Annotated in this window: 13 protein-coding genes; 9 read left to right on the forward strand and 4 right to left on the reverse strand. The window is 51.5% G+C overall.

All coding sequences use genetic code 11. The features are described from left to right. Positions 1-191: 191 nt before the first annotated feature. From BN3279_RS09125 to BN3279_RS09150, 6 genes are all read left to right on the forward strand, one after another. Entirely contained in the window at positions 192-3,785 is a 3,594-nt protein-coding gene (locus BN3279_RS09125; RefSeq protein ID WP_059050299.1) for a discoidin domain-containing protein, read from the forward strand. Between the two features lie 309 nt (positions 3,786-4,094). After that, positions 4,095-4,787: a Crp/Fnr family transcriptional regulator gene (locus tag BN3279_RS09130; protein ID WP_059050300.1), complete on the forward strand. Its 693-nt coding sequence runs from the start codon at positions 4,095-4,097 to the stop codon at positions 4,785-4,787. Between the two features lie 34 nt (positions 4,788-4,821). Then, positions 4,822-5,724 carry a nucleoside hydrolase gene (locus BN3279_RS09135; RefSeq protein WP_232436793.1) on the forward strand — a complete coding sequence of 301 codons (903 nt, stop codon included), beginning with the start codon at positions 4,822-4,824 and terminating at the stop codon, positions 5,722-5,724. Positions 5,725-5,781: 57 nt separating this feature from the next. After that, positions 5,782-7,095 carry a sugar ABC transporter substrate-binding protein gene (locus tag BN3279_RS09140; RefSeq protein WP_089153458.1) on the forward strand — a complete coding sequence of 438 codons (1,314 nt, stop codon included), beginning with the start codon at positions 5,782-5,784 and terminating at the stop codon, positions 7,093-7,095. A 20-nt stretch (positions 7,096-7,115) separates the two neighbouring features. Further along, positions 7,116-7,982 carry a carbohydrate ABC transporter permease gene (locus BN3279_RS09145; protein WP_059050302.1) on the forward strand — a complete coding sequence of 289 codons (867 nt, stop codon included), beginning with the start codon at positions 7,116-7,118 and terminating at the stop codon, positions 7,980-7,982. Between the two features lie 31 nt (positions 7,983-8,013). Then, positions 8,014-8,859 (forward strand): carbohydrate ABC transporter permease, encoded by an 846-nt coding sequence (locus BN3279_RS09150; RefSeq protein ID WP_232436794.1) that lies wholly within the window; start codon positions 8,014-8,016, stop codon positions 8,857-8,859. A gap of 150 nt (positions 8,860-9,009) precedes the next feature. Here BN3279_RS09150 and sfsA read toward each other — a convergent pair whose 3' ends face one another. From sfsA to BN3279_RS09170, 4 genes are all read right to left on the reverse strand, one after another. Beyond that, positions 9,010-9,762: a DNA/RNA nuclease SfsA gene (gene sfsA, locus BN3279_RS09155; protein ID WP_232436795.1), complete on the reverse strand. Its 753-nt coding sequence runs from the start codon at positions 9,760-9,762 to the stop codon at positions 9,010-9,012. Next, on the reverse strand, positions 9,740-10,657 hold the full coding sequence (hprK, locus tag BN3279_RS09160; RefSeq protein WP_059050305.1) for an HPr(Ser) kinase/phosphatase: 918 nt from the start codon (positions 10,655-10,657) through the stop codon (positions 9,740-9,742). The genes sfsA and hprK overlap by 23 nt, the downstream gene beginning before the upstream one ends. A gap of 18 nt (positions 10,658-10,675) precedes the next feature. Beyond that, entirely contained in the window at positions 10,676-12,232 is a 1,557-nt protein-coding gene (locus BN3279_RS09165) for a malate:quinone oxidoreductase (RefSeq protein WP_262362532.1), read from the reverse strand. 225 nt (positions 12,233-12,457) lie between these two features. Continuing rightward, positions 12,458-12,796, reverse strand: coding sequence for a zinc ribbon domain-containing protein YjdM (locus BN3279_RS09170; protein WP_059050307.1), 339 nt, complete (start codon positions 12,794-12,796; stop codon positions 12,458-12,460). Positions 12,797-13,501: 705 nt separating this feature from the next. On the opposite strand from BN3279_RS09170, the gene BN3279_RS09175 reads away from it, so the two are divergent. Genes BN3279_RS09175 through BN3279_RS09185 form a run of 3 tightly spaced genes read left to right on the forward strand, consistent with a single transcriptional unit; the run spans position 13,502 to position 15,063 of the window. Beyond that, positions 13,502-13,984 (forward strand): DUF2975 domain-containing protein, encoded by a 483-nt coding sequence (locus BN3279_RS09175; protein ID WP_059050308.1) that lies wholly within the window; start codon positions 13,502-13,504, stop codon positions 13,982-13,984. 10 nt (positions 13,985-13,994) lie between these two features. Continuing rightward, complete coding sequence (locus tag BN3279_RS09180; protein ID WP_059050309.1) at positions 13,995-14,216, forward strand: helix-turn-helix domain-containing protein; 222 nt, start codon at positions 13,995-13,997, stop codon at positions 14,214-14,216. A 13-nt stretch (positions 14,217-14,229) separates the two neighbouring features. Continuing rightward, positions 14,230-15,063, forward strand: coding sequence for a DUF817 domain-containing protein (locus BN3279_RS09185; protein ID WP_059050310.1), 834 nt, complete (start codon positions 14,230-14,232; stop codon positions 15,061-15,063). Positions 15,064-15,069: the final 6 nt, after the last annotated feature.

The raw sequence follows: 15,069 nt of genomic DNA on the forward strand, positions 1-15,069 counted from the left end.
TTCCTTCAAAGCAATACTATAGGAATGAATATATCATAGTCCTGCACACCATTTCGATAGAATTACCCCTTACTTCGCATCATTAACTGACTTATGATTACAATGCATCCAATTTCAGGTGTGGAAAGGAGATGCTTATTTTTGACACCGCTTACACACTCATAAACAGTAATGAAGGGAGAATTAAATTCGTGAAACGTTATCAACGAGTATTTGCCTGGATTTGCATGATTACCTTAGTGGCGGGAACATTTCTGACCGCTTTTGGCTTTGCGGACCCCGCGCGTGCAGCAGGCCCGAACCTAGCCGCAGGCAAGGCCACCTCGGCCTCGGGACATGCCGATGTTTATGTATCAGCGAACGTTGTAGATGGAAATGCCGGAACGTATTGGGAGAGCACCAATCAAGCATTTCCCCAATGGGTTCAAGTTGATTTAGCTCAATCCACCTCGGTGGAGCAAGTTGTGCTGAAGCTGCCAGCAGGATGGGAAAGCCGTACTCAAACCCTGTCCGTACAAGGCAGTGCCGATGGGAGTACATTTACCCAACTTAAAGCCTCCAGCAGCTATACCTTTGATCCAAGTACGGATAATACCGTAGCCATCGACTTTGCGGCTACCGAGGCACGTTATGTCCGCATCGAGGTCACCGCTAATACCGGCTGGCCAGCGGCTCAACTGTCCGAGTTAGAAATCTACGGTACTACGTCTCCGGGAACTCCGGATCAAGAGCCGCCAACCGCACCAGCCAGCTTGGCCTATACCCAGTCTGCTGCGGATACCATCCAACTGGCCTGGGCTGCGGCCACAGATAATGTAGGCGTAACGGGCTATGACGTGTATGCGAATCATCAGCTTCGCGGCAGCGTGGACGGATCTACGCTGGCCTACACCGATCAACAGCCAGCAGACGTAACGGTGACATACTATGTCACTGCCAAGGACGCGGCCGGCAACGTGTCTGCACCTAGCAACTCAGTCACGCGCACAGCTTCAAGCGGTGGAGAGGACGAAGTGAATCTGGCGCTGGGCAAGCCGATCACAGCCTCATCCTCTGCCTTTACCTTTGTAGCTACCAATGCCAACGACAATGATACAAGCACATACTGGGAAGGCAATGGGCAGCCAAGCACATTGACCGTCGACCTGGAGGCCAATGCCAGCATCTCGGCGGCTCGGATTAAGCTAAATCCATCCAGTGATTGGTCGACTCGCACCCAAACCATTCAAGTGCTGGGACGTACTCAGGAAGCAGCCAACTTTACAAGTCTGGTTCCCGCGTCCTCCTATACGTTCAATCCAGCCTTAAATAACACGGTTACTATTCCGGTCAGCGCAACTGTCAGCAGCGTTCAGCTTCGCTTCACTGACAATTCCGGCGCACCGGGCGGACAGGTTGCTGAATTTGAAGTTATCGGCATCCCTGCTCCCAACCCGGATTTGACAGTCACGGACATCACCTGGTCCCCAGCCTCGCCGGACGAGAGCCAAGCACTTGACCTTCAAGCCACGGTCGCCAATATTGGCGATATAGCTTCAGGTGCTACAGACGTCAACTTCTATCTGGGCACCCAGCTTGCGGGAACAGCTCCTGTGAACGCGATTGACGCCGGTCAATCCGTACAAGTAACCGCCACCGTAGCGGCCGTAGAAGCGGGCTCTTACACTGTGACCGCCAAAGTAGACGAAAGCAATACGGTTATTGAGAAGGACAATACCAATAACAGCTATACCCATACTACTCCACTGACGGTGAGTCAGGTGCAAAGCTCCGATCTCATCGGCACGGCTTCATGGACACCAAGCAACCCAAGTGCCGGGGATACGGTGACTTTCAGTGTCAACCTCAGCAATCAGGGCATTCTGGCCTCCGCCGGCGGTGCTCATGGCATCACCCTGGTGTTGAAGGACGCCAGCGGCTCCACCATTCAATCCTTCACCAAGGCCTACAACGGCTCCTTGGCTGCGGGTGCATCGTCCAGCGTAACGATGGGCACCTGGACTGCGATTAATGGCAGCTACACCGTCACCACTACAGTAGACGTCGATGCAAACGAAGTCGCTTCCAAGCAAGCAAATAACACTAGTACGGTGAGCTTATATTCCGGCCGTGGGGCCAATATGCCATTCACCATTCTGGAAGCCGAGGCTCCGGGCAATAGCACCAACGGCACCAAACTGGCACCAAACTTTACCCCTGGCGACTTTGCGGGCGAAGCCTCAGGCCGATCTGCCGTTCGTCTGGACGCTACAGGAGAATATGTAGAATTCACCTTAACCTCTCCGGCCAATGCCTTCGTGCTTCGCAACGCCGTTGATGAGGATACGACGGGCACAATCAGCATTTATGCTGATGGGGTGAACAAAGGCGACTTCACCGTCACCTCCAAGTTCTCTTACGTCTACGCAACACCTTCAACCCTGGGGCAACTCGGCTACGATAATTCCGGTTCCAAAGCTTACTGGCTCTATGAAGATGCTCAGCTTATGCTAGATCAGGTCTATCCTGCCGGAACGAAGATCAAAATTCAGAAGGATGCCGGGGATGTACCATGGATCTATGTGGACATGATCGAGACCGAGCAGGTAGCACCTGCCGCATCCAATCCTGATCCAAGCAAGTATGTAGAAGTATCCAGCACTAAATCTATTGAGCAAGCCTTAAATGAGTTCCGCCAAGATCCTGCCAAGAAAGGGATCTTTATTCCAGCCGGAGAATGGACGATTTCGTCCAAGATTTATTTATACGGGCGGGCCACGGAGATTATCGGAGCGGGTCCATGGCATACCAAGCTGGTGGCTCCGCAGGACAAAACCAATACCGATGTCGGATTTAATATCAGCTCCCAAGCCAATGGCTCAACCATTAAAGACCTGTCCGCTTGGGGCAACTACGTCTATCGTGTGGATGGTCCAGGCAAATTCATCGACGGAAACGGTATGCAGAACGTGACCATCGAGAATATCTGGGCAGAGCATTTCATCTGCCTCTACTGGGGAGTAAATTCCTCCTATAATACGTTCAAGGATAACCGGATTAAGAACGTATTTGCCGACGGTATTAATATGACCAACGGTTCATCCTACAACATCATCGACAACAACTACGCCCGGGGCACCGGGGATGATTCCTTTGCCCTGTTCAGTGCCATCGATTCGGGAGGCTCTTATAATGTAGGCAATAAGTACACGAACCTTACAGCAACTAACGTGAGACGTGCGGCTGCCTTTGCCGTCTATGGAGGTCAGAACAATCTGTTCCAGAACCTGTACGGTGCAGATACACTCACCTATCCGGGCCTGACCGTCAGCAGTCTGAGCTTTGGATACAATACCCTCGGATTTGGCGATGAGGATACCGTCATCGACGGGGTCACACTGGACCGTACCGGCGGAGACTTCTGGACCAGCGTCGGAGCCGATGATAAAATCAACGAATACCAAAACTTCGGTGCCATCTGGCTTCATAGTGGGGACCGCGACTTCAAGAACGTGGTCGTCAAAAATGTGGACATCAATGATCCGGTTTACTTCGGCATTATGTTCCAAACCAAGTCGCCGGAGAATCTTCCAATGGAGAATGTCCGCCTGGAGAACATCACGATTAACAACCCGACACGTTACGGGATCAAGCTGGTTGTCAGTGCGGAAGCCGGGCAAGGGCCTGTAGTCGGGGAAGCCAGCTTCACCAATGTACAAATTCATAATCCGGGAGTAACCGCCATTTATGGTGAAAGCGGAAGTCCGAACTTTAACGTCATTCGCAACTCAGGTAACAATTGGTAAGTTGTAAATAGCAGTAACGATCTGTGAAGAGCCAGGCCCTTGCGGGGGCCTGGCTCTTTGCTTTTGAAAATATTGGGTTTTACAAAGTTTTACCCTGCCATAACATTTCGCGTGTACTCCTCCTCCATACTGAAGAGTGCAATACAATCAGATGGGAGGAACCCTTCATGTCTTTACCTGAGCAACTTCTTCTCTCTCTGTCGGGTAGCCGACAGAATCCACATAACCCCTTATTTATACTGAAATCGTACTCGGCAAGTGAAGTGTCCAATCCACGCTTTGTGTACAGAAGCGGAGGAGGGGACAAGCTTGCTTGAGCTTCAACATTCTGCGCGCGACGCCCGGATGAATCCCGCGTCAGCGAATACGTCTTATCCCGACAATTCAGTCAATGAGTTGCACCGCAAACACGGGACCTTGCGGCATTTTCCCAAAGGCTCCTTTGTATTTACGAAAGGGTCCGTATCCACCGGCTCCTATTATATTGAATCCGGACTTCTGAAGGTCTGCCAATTTACGGAGGAAGGACGAGACGTCACCTTCTTCATTCGCAAGACAGGAGATGCGTTCGGACTAGCCGAGATCATCTTGCAGCAGAACCATCCTTGCTATGCCCAATGCTTGCATGATAGCCAAATCTGGGTGCTGGAATCCTCCATCATCCGTGAACAAATTCTGACCAACCCGGCTGTTACGCAAACGATTCTGTACACACTGACTCACAGGCTGATTCATCATCAGAGCACCGTGGAGTTACTCATCTCCAAGCCTGTGGCGTGGAGACTGGCCTGGCTGCTTCAACAGCTTGGAACCTTGGCTTCCTCCGGGGAACTGCGGGTAGAGCTTGACCTGAGCCATGAGGAAATATCGAACATCATCGGCTGCACGCGTCAGACCGTCTCCGAACTGCTTAGCCGGTGGAAGCAGCAAGGATGGATTCGTTATGACCGCAAGCAAATCTTGATTCAAAACCTGACACCAATCATCGGGGAGCCCAGCTAAGCAAGGGGACTCCCAGGCAACTAGAGAGAAAGTAGTGGACCTATTGTCAAGAATTATCATCGATACCGATATCGGTACCAATGCCGATGACGCGGTAGCTGTCGCACTGGCTTTGCGATCACCGGAAATCCGTATAGAAGGCCTGACCACTGTCTACGGACAGGTTCATGCCCGGGCACAAATCGCCCGCTCCGTACTGAAGCTATGCGGAACAGATCATATCCCGGTATTTCCGGGGGTAGCGTCCCCCCTGCTCCGCAACCGCCCGCTGCTGCGGGCAGGCATTGAAGGCCATGGGCCAGCACTAAATGAAGCCCTGGAACCTGAACGCCATGCCGTAGAGTTTATAATTCAGCAGATATTAGACCATCCGGGCGAAATCACACTGGTCACGATTGGACCCCTGACTAATGTAGCCACCGCCTTGATTCTCGAACCTCGGGTCGCCAAGCAGGTGAAGCGCATCGTCATGATGGGTGGCGTGACCCGCCTGGCGGCCAATGGCGCTGAACTGGATGCGGTAGAGCACAACATTCAATGCGATCCGGAAGCGGCTTCGGTCGTATTCAGTAGTGGCGCCCCCATCCTGATGGTAGGACTGGACGTCACCAGGCAAGCGCGATTTACCCGAGATGAGGCCCGGCAGATGGCTCAATGCGCCACCCCGCTCGCCGTATGTCTGGTAGAAATGATGCATGCTTTTATGGACTATATGGAGCGGGATTTCTCCTATATGTGTGACCCACTGACCATTGCCGCGCTGATTGATCCCTCGCTGATTCGTACATCGGCCATGGACATCGAGGTCGTATATGACCACCGGGCATCCTCCGGCCAAACGTTGGCCCGCCTTCACCCTTCCAGCCCCATTGAGGTGGCTCTGGAGCTGGATAAGGATCGTTTCTTCAAGCTGCTGCATCAGCGACTGTTCTCTTAAGGCTCGATTTCACTAATTATAAATGAGGTGCGAGATTTGATGATAAAGAACCAAACTATGCGTAAATTAGGAACCTGGCTTGCCCCGCTGCTGATTACTTCGACGGTACTGGCTGGCTGCGCTTCGGGCAACCCGACTCCTTCTGCGAATGGGCAACCGGAATCGGCTTCTGCGACTGGCAAGCAAGAAATCACATTTGCCGCATATTCCAACTATGAGAAGCCGTTAACCGAAGCCATCAATGCGTTCGAAGAACAGAATCCCGAGATTAAGGTCAAGCTGGACCTGGCTCCCTTCGACCAATTGATGGAGACGATTGAAATCAAGCTGAGTGCCAAATCCAAAGACGTGGACGCCTTGTTTGTCGATTCCCCACTGGTCATGAACTATTCGGTCAAGGGATACTTAGCTCCGCTGGACGAGTTGATCGACGGAGATGCGAAGCAGAAATGGACGCCTGCTGCCGTAGAGAGTGTGACCTACAATAGCCAGCTAGTAGCAGCTCCGATGAATAGCTCCAGCCAGGTGCTCTATTACAACAAAGAATTGTTCGCGAAGAACGGCATTCCTCTTCCGGATGAGAACACACGCATGACTTGGGAAGAAGTTGTAGAGCTTGCCAAGAAGCTCACTGGTGACAATGTCTACGGCTTCTCGTTCGAGCAGATTAGCAAAGCCTATCAAATGCTGGCCTTGTCCGATAGTCTGGGCGTGAAGATGATCAGCGAGGATGGACTAACAGCAACAGGATATTCCAATTCTCCGGAGGCTGCACAGGCCTTCCAATTCTATGGCGATCTGTTCAATCAAGATCAGGTGAGCCCTAAGATTAAGAAAGAAGAATCGCTGGACTACTTCACCTCAGGTAAAGTCGCTATGTACCTTGCCACCAATCAGAATATGCCGAAAATCCGGGATTCCGGGATGGACTTCGGCGTGACGCTCCATCCTTATTTTGCAGGCAAACAAATCGCTACTCCTACGGGCGCATGGAACCTTGGGGTATCCCAGTTCTCCGAGAAGAAGGAAGCTGCCGCCAAGCTGGTTGAATTCCTGACGCTGGGTGAAGGTGCGCAAATCATCTTTGAAGTAGGGGGAACGCTACCTCCACAGGTTGAGTTACTTGACGCCATCGCTACCGATCCGAAATATGAGGCTTTCCCGGATTCCATTCTTCGCATTGCGGCCAAGGAATCGCTGGAGACAGCCGTATCCCGTCCGATGACACCAGGATATCTGGAATGGGAGTCCAATATGAACAAGGCATTCGATGATATCAAGAATGGGGCTGAGCCTCAGAAAGCCTTGGATCAAGCGGTATCCATTATTGATAATCAGTTGAAGAAATACAAAGATGTAGCTGCAAAATAAATAGGTCAAGGGTGAACCCGATGCGTAGCAAAAAAATGCTTGGCCCTCTTTTACTATTTCTGTTGCCCGCTTTGACGGGCCTCTTTCTATTCAAGCTGTATCCTATTGGCAATGGCATTTTGCAAAGTCTATACACAACATCGTTCCTGACTGGCGGTCAAAGCTTTGTCGGATTTCAGAATTACATCACCTTATTTCAGGACCCTGTCTTCTGGAACTCCCTGAAGGTGACGCTGTTGTTCAATATTATCATTAACCCGTTGCAGGTCGTGCTCGCCTTCTTGCTAGCCTTACTATTAAATGCCAGAATCAAGAGAATTGCCTGGTTCCGGAGTATCCACTTTGTGCCCGTGGCCATATCGGTGCCCACCGCCTGCATGCTGTGGAATATTATGCTCAGTCCGGAGCAAGGCGTCGTCAATTCCATCCTGGCCGCGTTCGGCCTGCCGGAGCAGCCTTTCCTGGGCAGTAGCACCCAGGCTCTAGGCTCAATCATCGCTATTGCTTCGTGGAAGGGCGTAGGCTACTGGGCATTATTCCTGCTGGCGGGTCTTCAAGAGGTTCCAGCCTCATTAATGGAGGCTTCTTCTCTAGACGGAGCGGGGCGCTGGCGGCAACTGATTCACATTATTTATCCCATGATGAAGCGTCCCTTGACGTTCATTGTGGTATCCATCACCACCGCCAACTTCCTCCTATTCTCGCCCATGTACATTCTTACCAAGGGCGGGCCGGAGAACAGTACCAACGTACTGATGCTGGAGAGCTTCAACAGTGCCTTTCTATACTCCGACTTGGGGCGGTCTTCAGCCATCGTCGTTATTTTGCTGATGCTCACGCTGACGGCAGTTGCTGTACAGTTCAAGTGGTTGAAGGCCTCCCATTAAACTACATCTCAAGACAACTGTCAGAAAGGACATGCCTGTGATTCGATCTCTACGCTCGTCTCTGCCGGTCTATATCATCCATTTGGCCCTGGCTCTGATCGTGCTGCTCCCGTTGGCCTTTGCGCTAGTATCTTCGTTCAGGCCCCTGGATGAAATCTATAAATATATGTCGCCAGTCACCTGGAAGACCTTCTGGCCCAGCGAGCTAACCTGGGAGGCCTACCAATCCCTGTTCACGGAACGCGGGTTCGGGAGAACGCTCCTGAATACTTTCTTCGTAGGCTTCTCTGCGGTTGTAGGCGGACTTCTCCTGGGCTCGATGGCTGCCTTTGCCTTCGTCTACTTCGAATTTCGTGGCAAGTCGGCGTTGTTCCTGCTCGTGCTGTTAACCTTCATGATTCCATTCGAAGTGATCTCCATTCCCCTCTACAGCTTGGTGAATCAGTTGGGATGGATCGATACCTACGCGGGGATTATCGTTCCTGGCTTGGCGAACGGGCTGGTGGTCTTCTTGTTCCGTCAGTTCTTCCTGGAGCTTCCCTACTCCCTGATTGAATCTGCCCGGATGGATGGGGCTTCCTGGGGGCGGGTATATGCCCGCGTGGTCATGCCGCTATGCAAGCCCGTCACCGTAAGCGCCAGCTTGCTTATCTTCATCCAGCAATGGGAGTCCTTCATGTGGCCGCTCATCGCCACCCGGTCCAAGGAATATAAGGTTATTCAAGTTGCCTTGAGCGACTTCATCACCGAATATGGAACCTACTGGAACGAAATGTTCGCTGCCGCCATTCTATCGGTCATTATCCCGGTCGTTCTGCTGATTCCGTTGCAGCGTTATTATGTGCAAGGGATTGCCAATACGGGTAGCAAAGAGTAAGGTAAGCGGCGACAACGACTTCGCCGTGGAATGATAACGCGATATAGCCAAGAATGGCTGGATAGCAGCAAAAAAAGGACGCCTCTGAGAGCGTCCTTTTTTGCTATTAGTTTTTGATAGATACGGTACCCTTGAGCAAGGCTGCTTCACTTACAGGATAACGGGGAGCGGCTGATCCAGCCACAACCCATCCTCCGTTACTCTGGCGTCATAAGCTAAAATACATACTCCCTCGCGGGAGGCCTCCAGCAAAGCATCGGCTAACGCTTCATCCATCTGGCGATGTGGCGTGAAGGTGTGGCAGCCTTTCATTTGCACCAGAAACAGGATGGCTCCAGCATAGCCCTCTCGGACCGCCCGCGCCATTTCCAGCACATGCTTGGTCCCCCGGGCTGTCGGGGCATCGGGGAACATCGCCACTCCCTCCTGCTCAAGTGTCACACCCTTAACTTCAACAAAGCCTTGACCCCTATCGTGCTCATAATACAGATCAAAGCGGGAATCCCCATAGGTAACCTCTCGCTTCACACTGATGATATGGCCTAGCTCCGGCACCTTTCCCGCTTGTACAGCCTCGAAGGCCGCAGCATTGGGCGCCTGGGAATCAATATTCACCCAGCGCCCTTCCTTGTTCACCGCAATCAGCGAATAACGGGTCTGCCGGGAGGGGTTACCGCTCACTTCCAACAGTACCTCGGCATCCGGTAGCAGCAGTTCCCTTAACCGGCCGGTATTTTTGATATGCACTCGCTCTTTAACCCCACCTACAAACACTTCGGCAATAAAGCGATTAAGTCTCGCGTAGAACCAACCATGCACGACTTGCCCATACTTCAATCTCGATTCACTTCCCTTTATAGCCGGAACCTGAAGCCAGCGCTCATGATTGCATCTCGTCTTCAATTCGTTTCATGAACTCTTCTACCGCACTGTATCCGAGTTGCTTCAAATACCAGTTATTCGCAGCAGCTTCGATCAATCCGGCCACATCCCGGCCTGGCTGAAGCTGGACCTCAATATGCGGAATTTGGACACCCAGGTATTCCGTGAACTGAGGCACCACTTCCAGTTCATTGTTCAAGGCATTCTCCCGCCACGGCACCAGTTCAATGTCCAGGACAATACGCGTCTCGTCCTGAAAAGCCCTGCGTCCGTATTGACGGACAACGTTAATCAGCCCCACACTGCGTAAGGCCAGAAACTCCCGAGTCGTCTCATTATGAGTCCCTAACAATGTCGTAGGCCCCAGCTTCTTCAGTACCACAACATCATCCGCCACAAAGCGATGTCCTCTGCGGATTAGCGTATGAGCCGTCTCACTCTTGCCGATGCCAGACTTCCCGCGCAGAAGGATGCCGATACCCGACACATTCACACATACCCCGTGAATCGACAGCTCGGGGGCCAGCGCCTTGACCAGATAGCTATCCAGCTTGGCGATAAATTCCGTCGTCGTTTCCTTCGTACGCAGCAGCGGTATTCCCTCCTGATCGCAGAACAGAGTCAGATAGGGGATCTCCTGCTGACCCGAGGTCACGATAAAGCACGGGGGGTGGTATTTCACGATGTTTCCGATATGAAGCTTGCGTTCCTCCACGCTTAAGGTCAACAAGTAAGTAATCTCTTTGCGGCCCAGGACCTGTACCCGTTCCATAGGGAAGAAGTCAAAGTAGCCCACGAACTCCAGGCCAGGGCGATGCGTTCTTGGACGGGTAATTACCCGGTCCATCCGGCTGGCTCCCGCCAGCACTTCGAGCTTGAATTTGTCCGCAAGAATCTCAGCGGTTATCGTCTTCATGTTGTTCTCCTCCCGGAGCTAAATTATAGGCTCCACAGTCTCTCCGGCCAGAGAGGGCATCACGGTCAAGCCAAGCACCTGGGCAACGACAGGCTCAATCTCGCGCAGAAGCTCAGGTTGTTCTGACAGCAGCACGCCATAGGAAGGAATCATTTGCTTGATTTTTGGCTCCCACTCCTTCAAGTGTTGAGGGAAGCATCGCTGAATGACCTCCAGCATGACATGCACCGCCGTCGAGGCTCCTGGTGAGGCACCAAGCAATGCGGCTACCGAGCCGTCAGCACTGCTAATTACCTCTGTGCCGAATCTCAGCTTGCCTTTGCCTTCAGGCGTGTCCTTGATAACCTGTACCCGTTGTCCGGCAACGACCAAATCCCAGTCCTCGCTTCGGGCATCCGGGACGAATTGGCGCAATTCCTCAATGCGTTGATCCTTGGATAACATCAATTGCTGCACCAGATATTTCGTAAGCGACATCTCCTTGACGCCCGCGGCCATCATAGTTAAGAGATTATGCGTTTTGATCGAAGTAATCAAATCCATCATCGAACCCGTCTTGAGAAATTTAGGTGAAAACCCGGCAAACGGTCCAAATAGCAGTGATTTGCGGTTATCAATAAACCGGGTATCCAGATGGGGCACTGACATAGGCGGGGCTCCCACCGAAGCCTTACCGTACACCTTGGCATGATGCTGCCCTATGACCTCCGGATTATTGCACACCAGGAACAAGCCGCTAACCGGAAAGCCCCCGATATGCTTGCCTTCCGGGATGCCGGATTTTTGCAATAAGTGCAAACTACCTCCGCCAGCGCCAATAAAGACAAATTGGGCCGTATGCCGCTTCGTCTCACCGCTATTCAAATCCTTCACCTTGAGCTCCCAGCGCCCGTCACTCGTCCGGCTCAGCTTGGTTACACTATGACCGTAACGAATATCCACCTGCTGCTTCTGCAAGGATTCCAGTATAATGCGCGTTAAAGCGCCGAAGTTCACGTCCGTGCCGTAGTCCACTTTGGTTACAGCGACAGGCTCTTGAACGTTGCGATTGTTCATCATAAGCGGTATCCATTCCTTCAACTGATCCGGGTTCTCCGAATATTCCATCCCCTGGAACAGCGGATGGCTGGACATGGCCTCATACCGACTCTTCAAGAACTGAACGTTGCGCTCTCCCTGCACGTAGCTCAGATGCGGAAGCGGCATAATAAAATCCTGCGGATTGGATATCCGCTTGCTTCGCACCAGATGCGCCCAGAATTGCTTGGATACCTGAAACTGCTCGTTCACCTTGACGGCCTGAGTAATATCAACCGATCCATCCGGCCGCTCATGGGTATAGTTGAGCTCGCAAAGCGCAGCATGACCTGTCCCCGCATTGTTCCATTCGTTGGAGGCCTCTTCTCCAGCCTTGTCTAGCTTCTCGAATACCGCAATACGCCAATCCGGGGCCAGTTCCTTAAGCAGAGCCCCTAATGTTGCACTCATAATTCCGGCGCCAATCAAGATAACATCCGTAGTAGTTTGTTCGTGGCTCATGTCTACCATCCTTACCTTAAAATTTGCCGAAACGATGTAAGCGTTCTCTCTTCCGTGCTATCGATAGCCCGGGACTCCGAACAGGCCCACACCTTTTCCGATAACTTCTCTGGTATTAGTGTATCAATAGCGTGCAAGGATTGAAATATGTATTTCTATAATATTTATTTTTTAGAGGTTGAACTGGCGCTTATATGAAATAAAGCCGGCTCAAGTATCCGCTGGGATGCTTGGGCCGACTTCTTAATTAACCGTAACAGCTTACGCCTTCTTAACGTATTCCGACTTCAATTTCATCGCACCGAACCCGTCGATTTTGCAATCAATATTATGATCGCCATCGACCAAGCGGATGTTCTTCACCTTGGTTCCGATCTTGAGCACGGACGAGCTACCTTTGACTTTGAGGTCCTTAATCACGGTTACGCTGTCTCCGTCGTTCAATACGTTGCCATTGGCATCCTTATAAACCTTGCTGTCCTCAGAGGCTTCTTGTTGCTCCAGGCTCCACTCATGGGCACACTCCGGGCAAATGAGAAGGTTGCCGTCCTCATAGGTGTATTCGGAGTTGCATTTTGGGCAGTTTGGCAAATCTGACATGAAATTCATACTCTCCCTTTGCTTTATCATTAGCCCTTATCATAACATAACCGGAACTTTTCCGCAGAAAAGAGAGGCATCAGCATTGGCACGCTCCCCAAGCTGACCGTGTTCCTACTTGCTAGCGTCCGAAGCTTTGTCCAGTGACAAGTGACAAGTGACAAGTGACAAGTGACAAGTGACAAGTGACAAGCACCATGGTGGCCGAAAATGGGCCTAGAGGCAAGTTTGAATACGCAGCCCCCTGATCATATCCCCCTCTTATGGCAAATTAGCAGGAAATCATCCAGTTAATTTTCACAGATTGGCTGATTTGTGCTACTTAACTGGAAAAGCTCCCTATAATTCCGCGCTTTAGGGCCATTTTCGGCAATCGGTGCAACATTATAGGGAGGAATTCCATATAAACGTCGATTTCAGACGATAAATCAAGTTTTAGATGGAGGATTTCCCGTTAAATCTGGACTGTGTCATGTGCGATGTGCATCGTGCAAGGTGAATGTGCAAGGTATAATGCGCAAGCTGTTAGGTAGGTTGCTCCCTACATCCAACGTTCCAATCAATAACCCTCTCCAAGACCAGTAATTTGATGCAGAAAAGGTGCTTAACAATATTTTTATCATTAAAAATAATAAATATTTATTGTAAAACGATAAAAACCATGCTAAATTAATCCCATACTAATTGTCGTGAGGTGCTTGTGTGATGAAATCGAAGCAAGGTTCAACGCTTTTTCTGCGAGTCGTCGTCTTCCTGATGGGGTTTGCGGTGCTTGCTTTAGCTATATACGCGTTGCCCCGCATTGGTGGCGATTTGCTGGGATATTACCCGCTGTACGTCACGGTGCCCATCATGGTCGGCATGTACGGGGCTGCGCTGCCATTTTTCTTTGCGTTGTACCAGACGCTCAAGCTGCTGGGCTTGATTGATCGGAACACGGCCTTCTCCGAAGGCTCGGTGAACGCCCTGAGACAGATTAGAAATTGCGGGGTGGCTATTAGCATCATTTATGCTGCCATCCTGCCGACCCTGCTCATCATTGCCGACAAGAATGATGCTCCCGGGCTGGCTGCCTTGGGTCTGGTCATCTGCTTTGCCTCCGCTGTCATTGCCGTGTTCGCGGCGGTGCTAGAGCGGCTCTTGACCAGCGCGATCCAGATAAAAACAGAAAATGATCTGACGATCTGAGGTGAATGCTTTGGCGATTATAGTAAATGTCGATGTCATGCTGGCCAAACGGAAGATGAGTGTCACGGAGCTTTCGGAGCGGGTGGGGATTACGATGGCCAACCTATCCGTATTGAAGAACGGCAAGGCCAAGGCTATTCGTTTCTCCACACTGGAGGCAATCTGTGAGGCCTTGAATTGCCAGCCCGGAGATATTCTTGAATACAGAAGCGATAGCAAAACAGAGGGATAAGGGGGGAAAGCTCATGAAAAACCGCGTATGGCATGCTATGCAACAGTTGGTCCGCTTCGGGTGGCAACAAGCGTTATCCTGCGTGTTTCCCGTCGTGATTTTTGCCTCACTTGCCCTGACCCAATTCCTTCCCTTGCCCTGGCTCCCCCGCTACGATTGGCTGCTCATCATCTGTCTGGCGATGCAGGTCTGGATGGTACGATCGGGACTTGAGACCAGCGATGAGCTTAAGGTCATTAGCGTCTTTCACTTGATTGGCTTAGCGCTGGAAATGTTCAAGGTTCATATGGGCTCCTGGTCTTATCCGGAGGAGGGCTGGGCGAAGGTGAACGGAGTCCCGCTCTATAGCGGATTTATGTATGCCAGCGTAGCCAGCTATCTATGCCAAGCCTGGCGGCGGCTGAGTATCAAGCTTGAACACTTCCCGCCGCTTTGGCTTAGCGTACCGCTGGCCGCGATGGTTTATCTGAACTTTTTTACCCATCATTACTGGATTGATATCCGCTGGTGGCTGTTTGCCCTCGTGGTGGTCGTGTTCTGGCGGACCCGGGTGTATTACGAAGTAGGCGTTCAGCGCTACCATATGCCGCTCGTCCTGTCCTTCGGTCTGATCGGCTTCTTTATCTGGGTTGCTGAGAATATCGCCACCTTCTTCAGCGCATGGAAATATCCGAATCAAACGGGGGGCTGGCATCTCGTGCATATCGGCAAGATCAGTTCCTGGCTGCTGCTTGTCATTATCAGCTTCTTGATCGTCGCCGCTCTGAAGCAAGTCAAGAGCAAGGGCAAGGACGCCAAGCCGATGTTAAATCATCAGACGGCCAATGCCCGTACGTCTCAACGTTAAGTGGCT

This window comes from Paenibacillus senegalimassiliensis (assembly GCF_001486585.1).
Taxonomy (GTDB): domain Bacteria; phylum Bacillota; class Bacilli; order Paenibacillales; family Paenibacillaceae; genus Fontibacillus; species Fontibacillus senegalimassiliensis.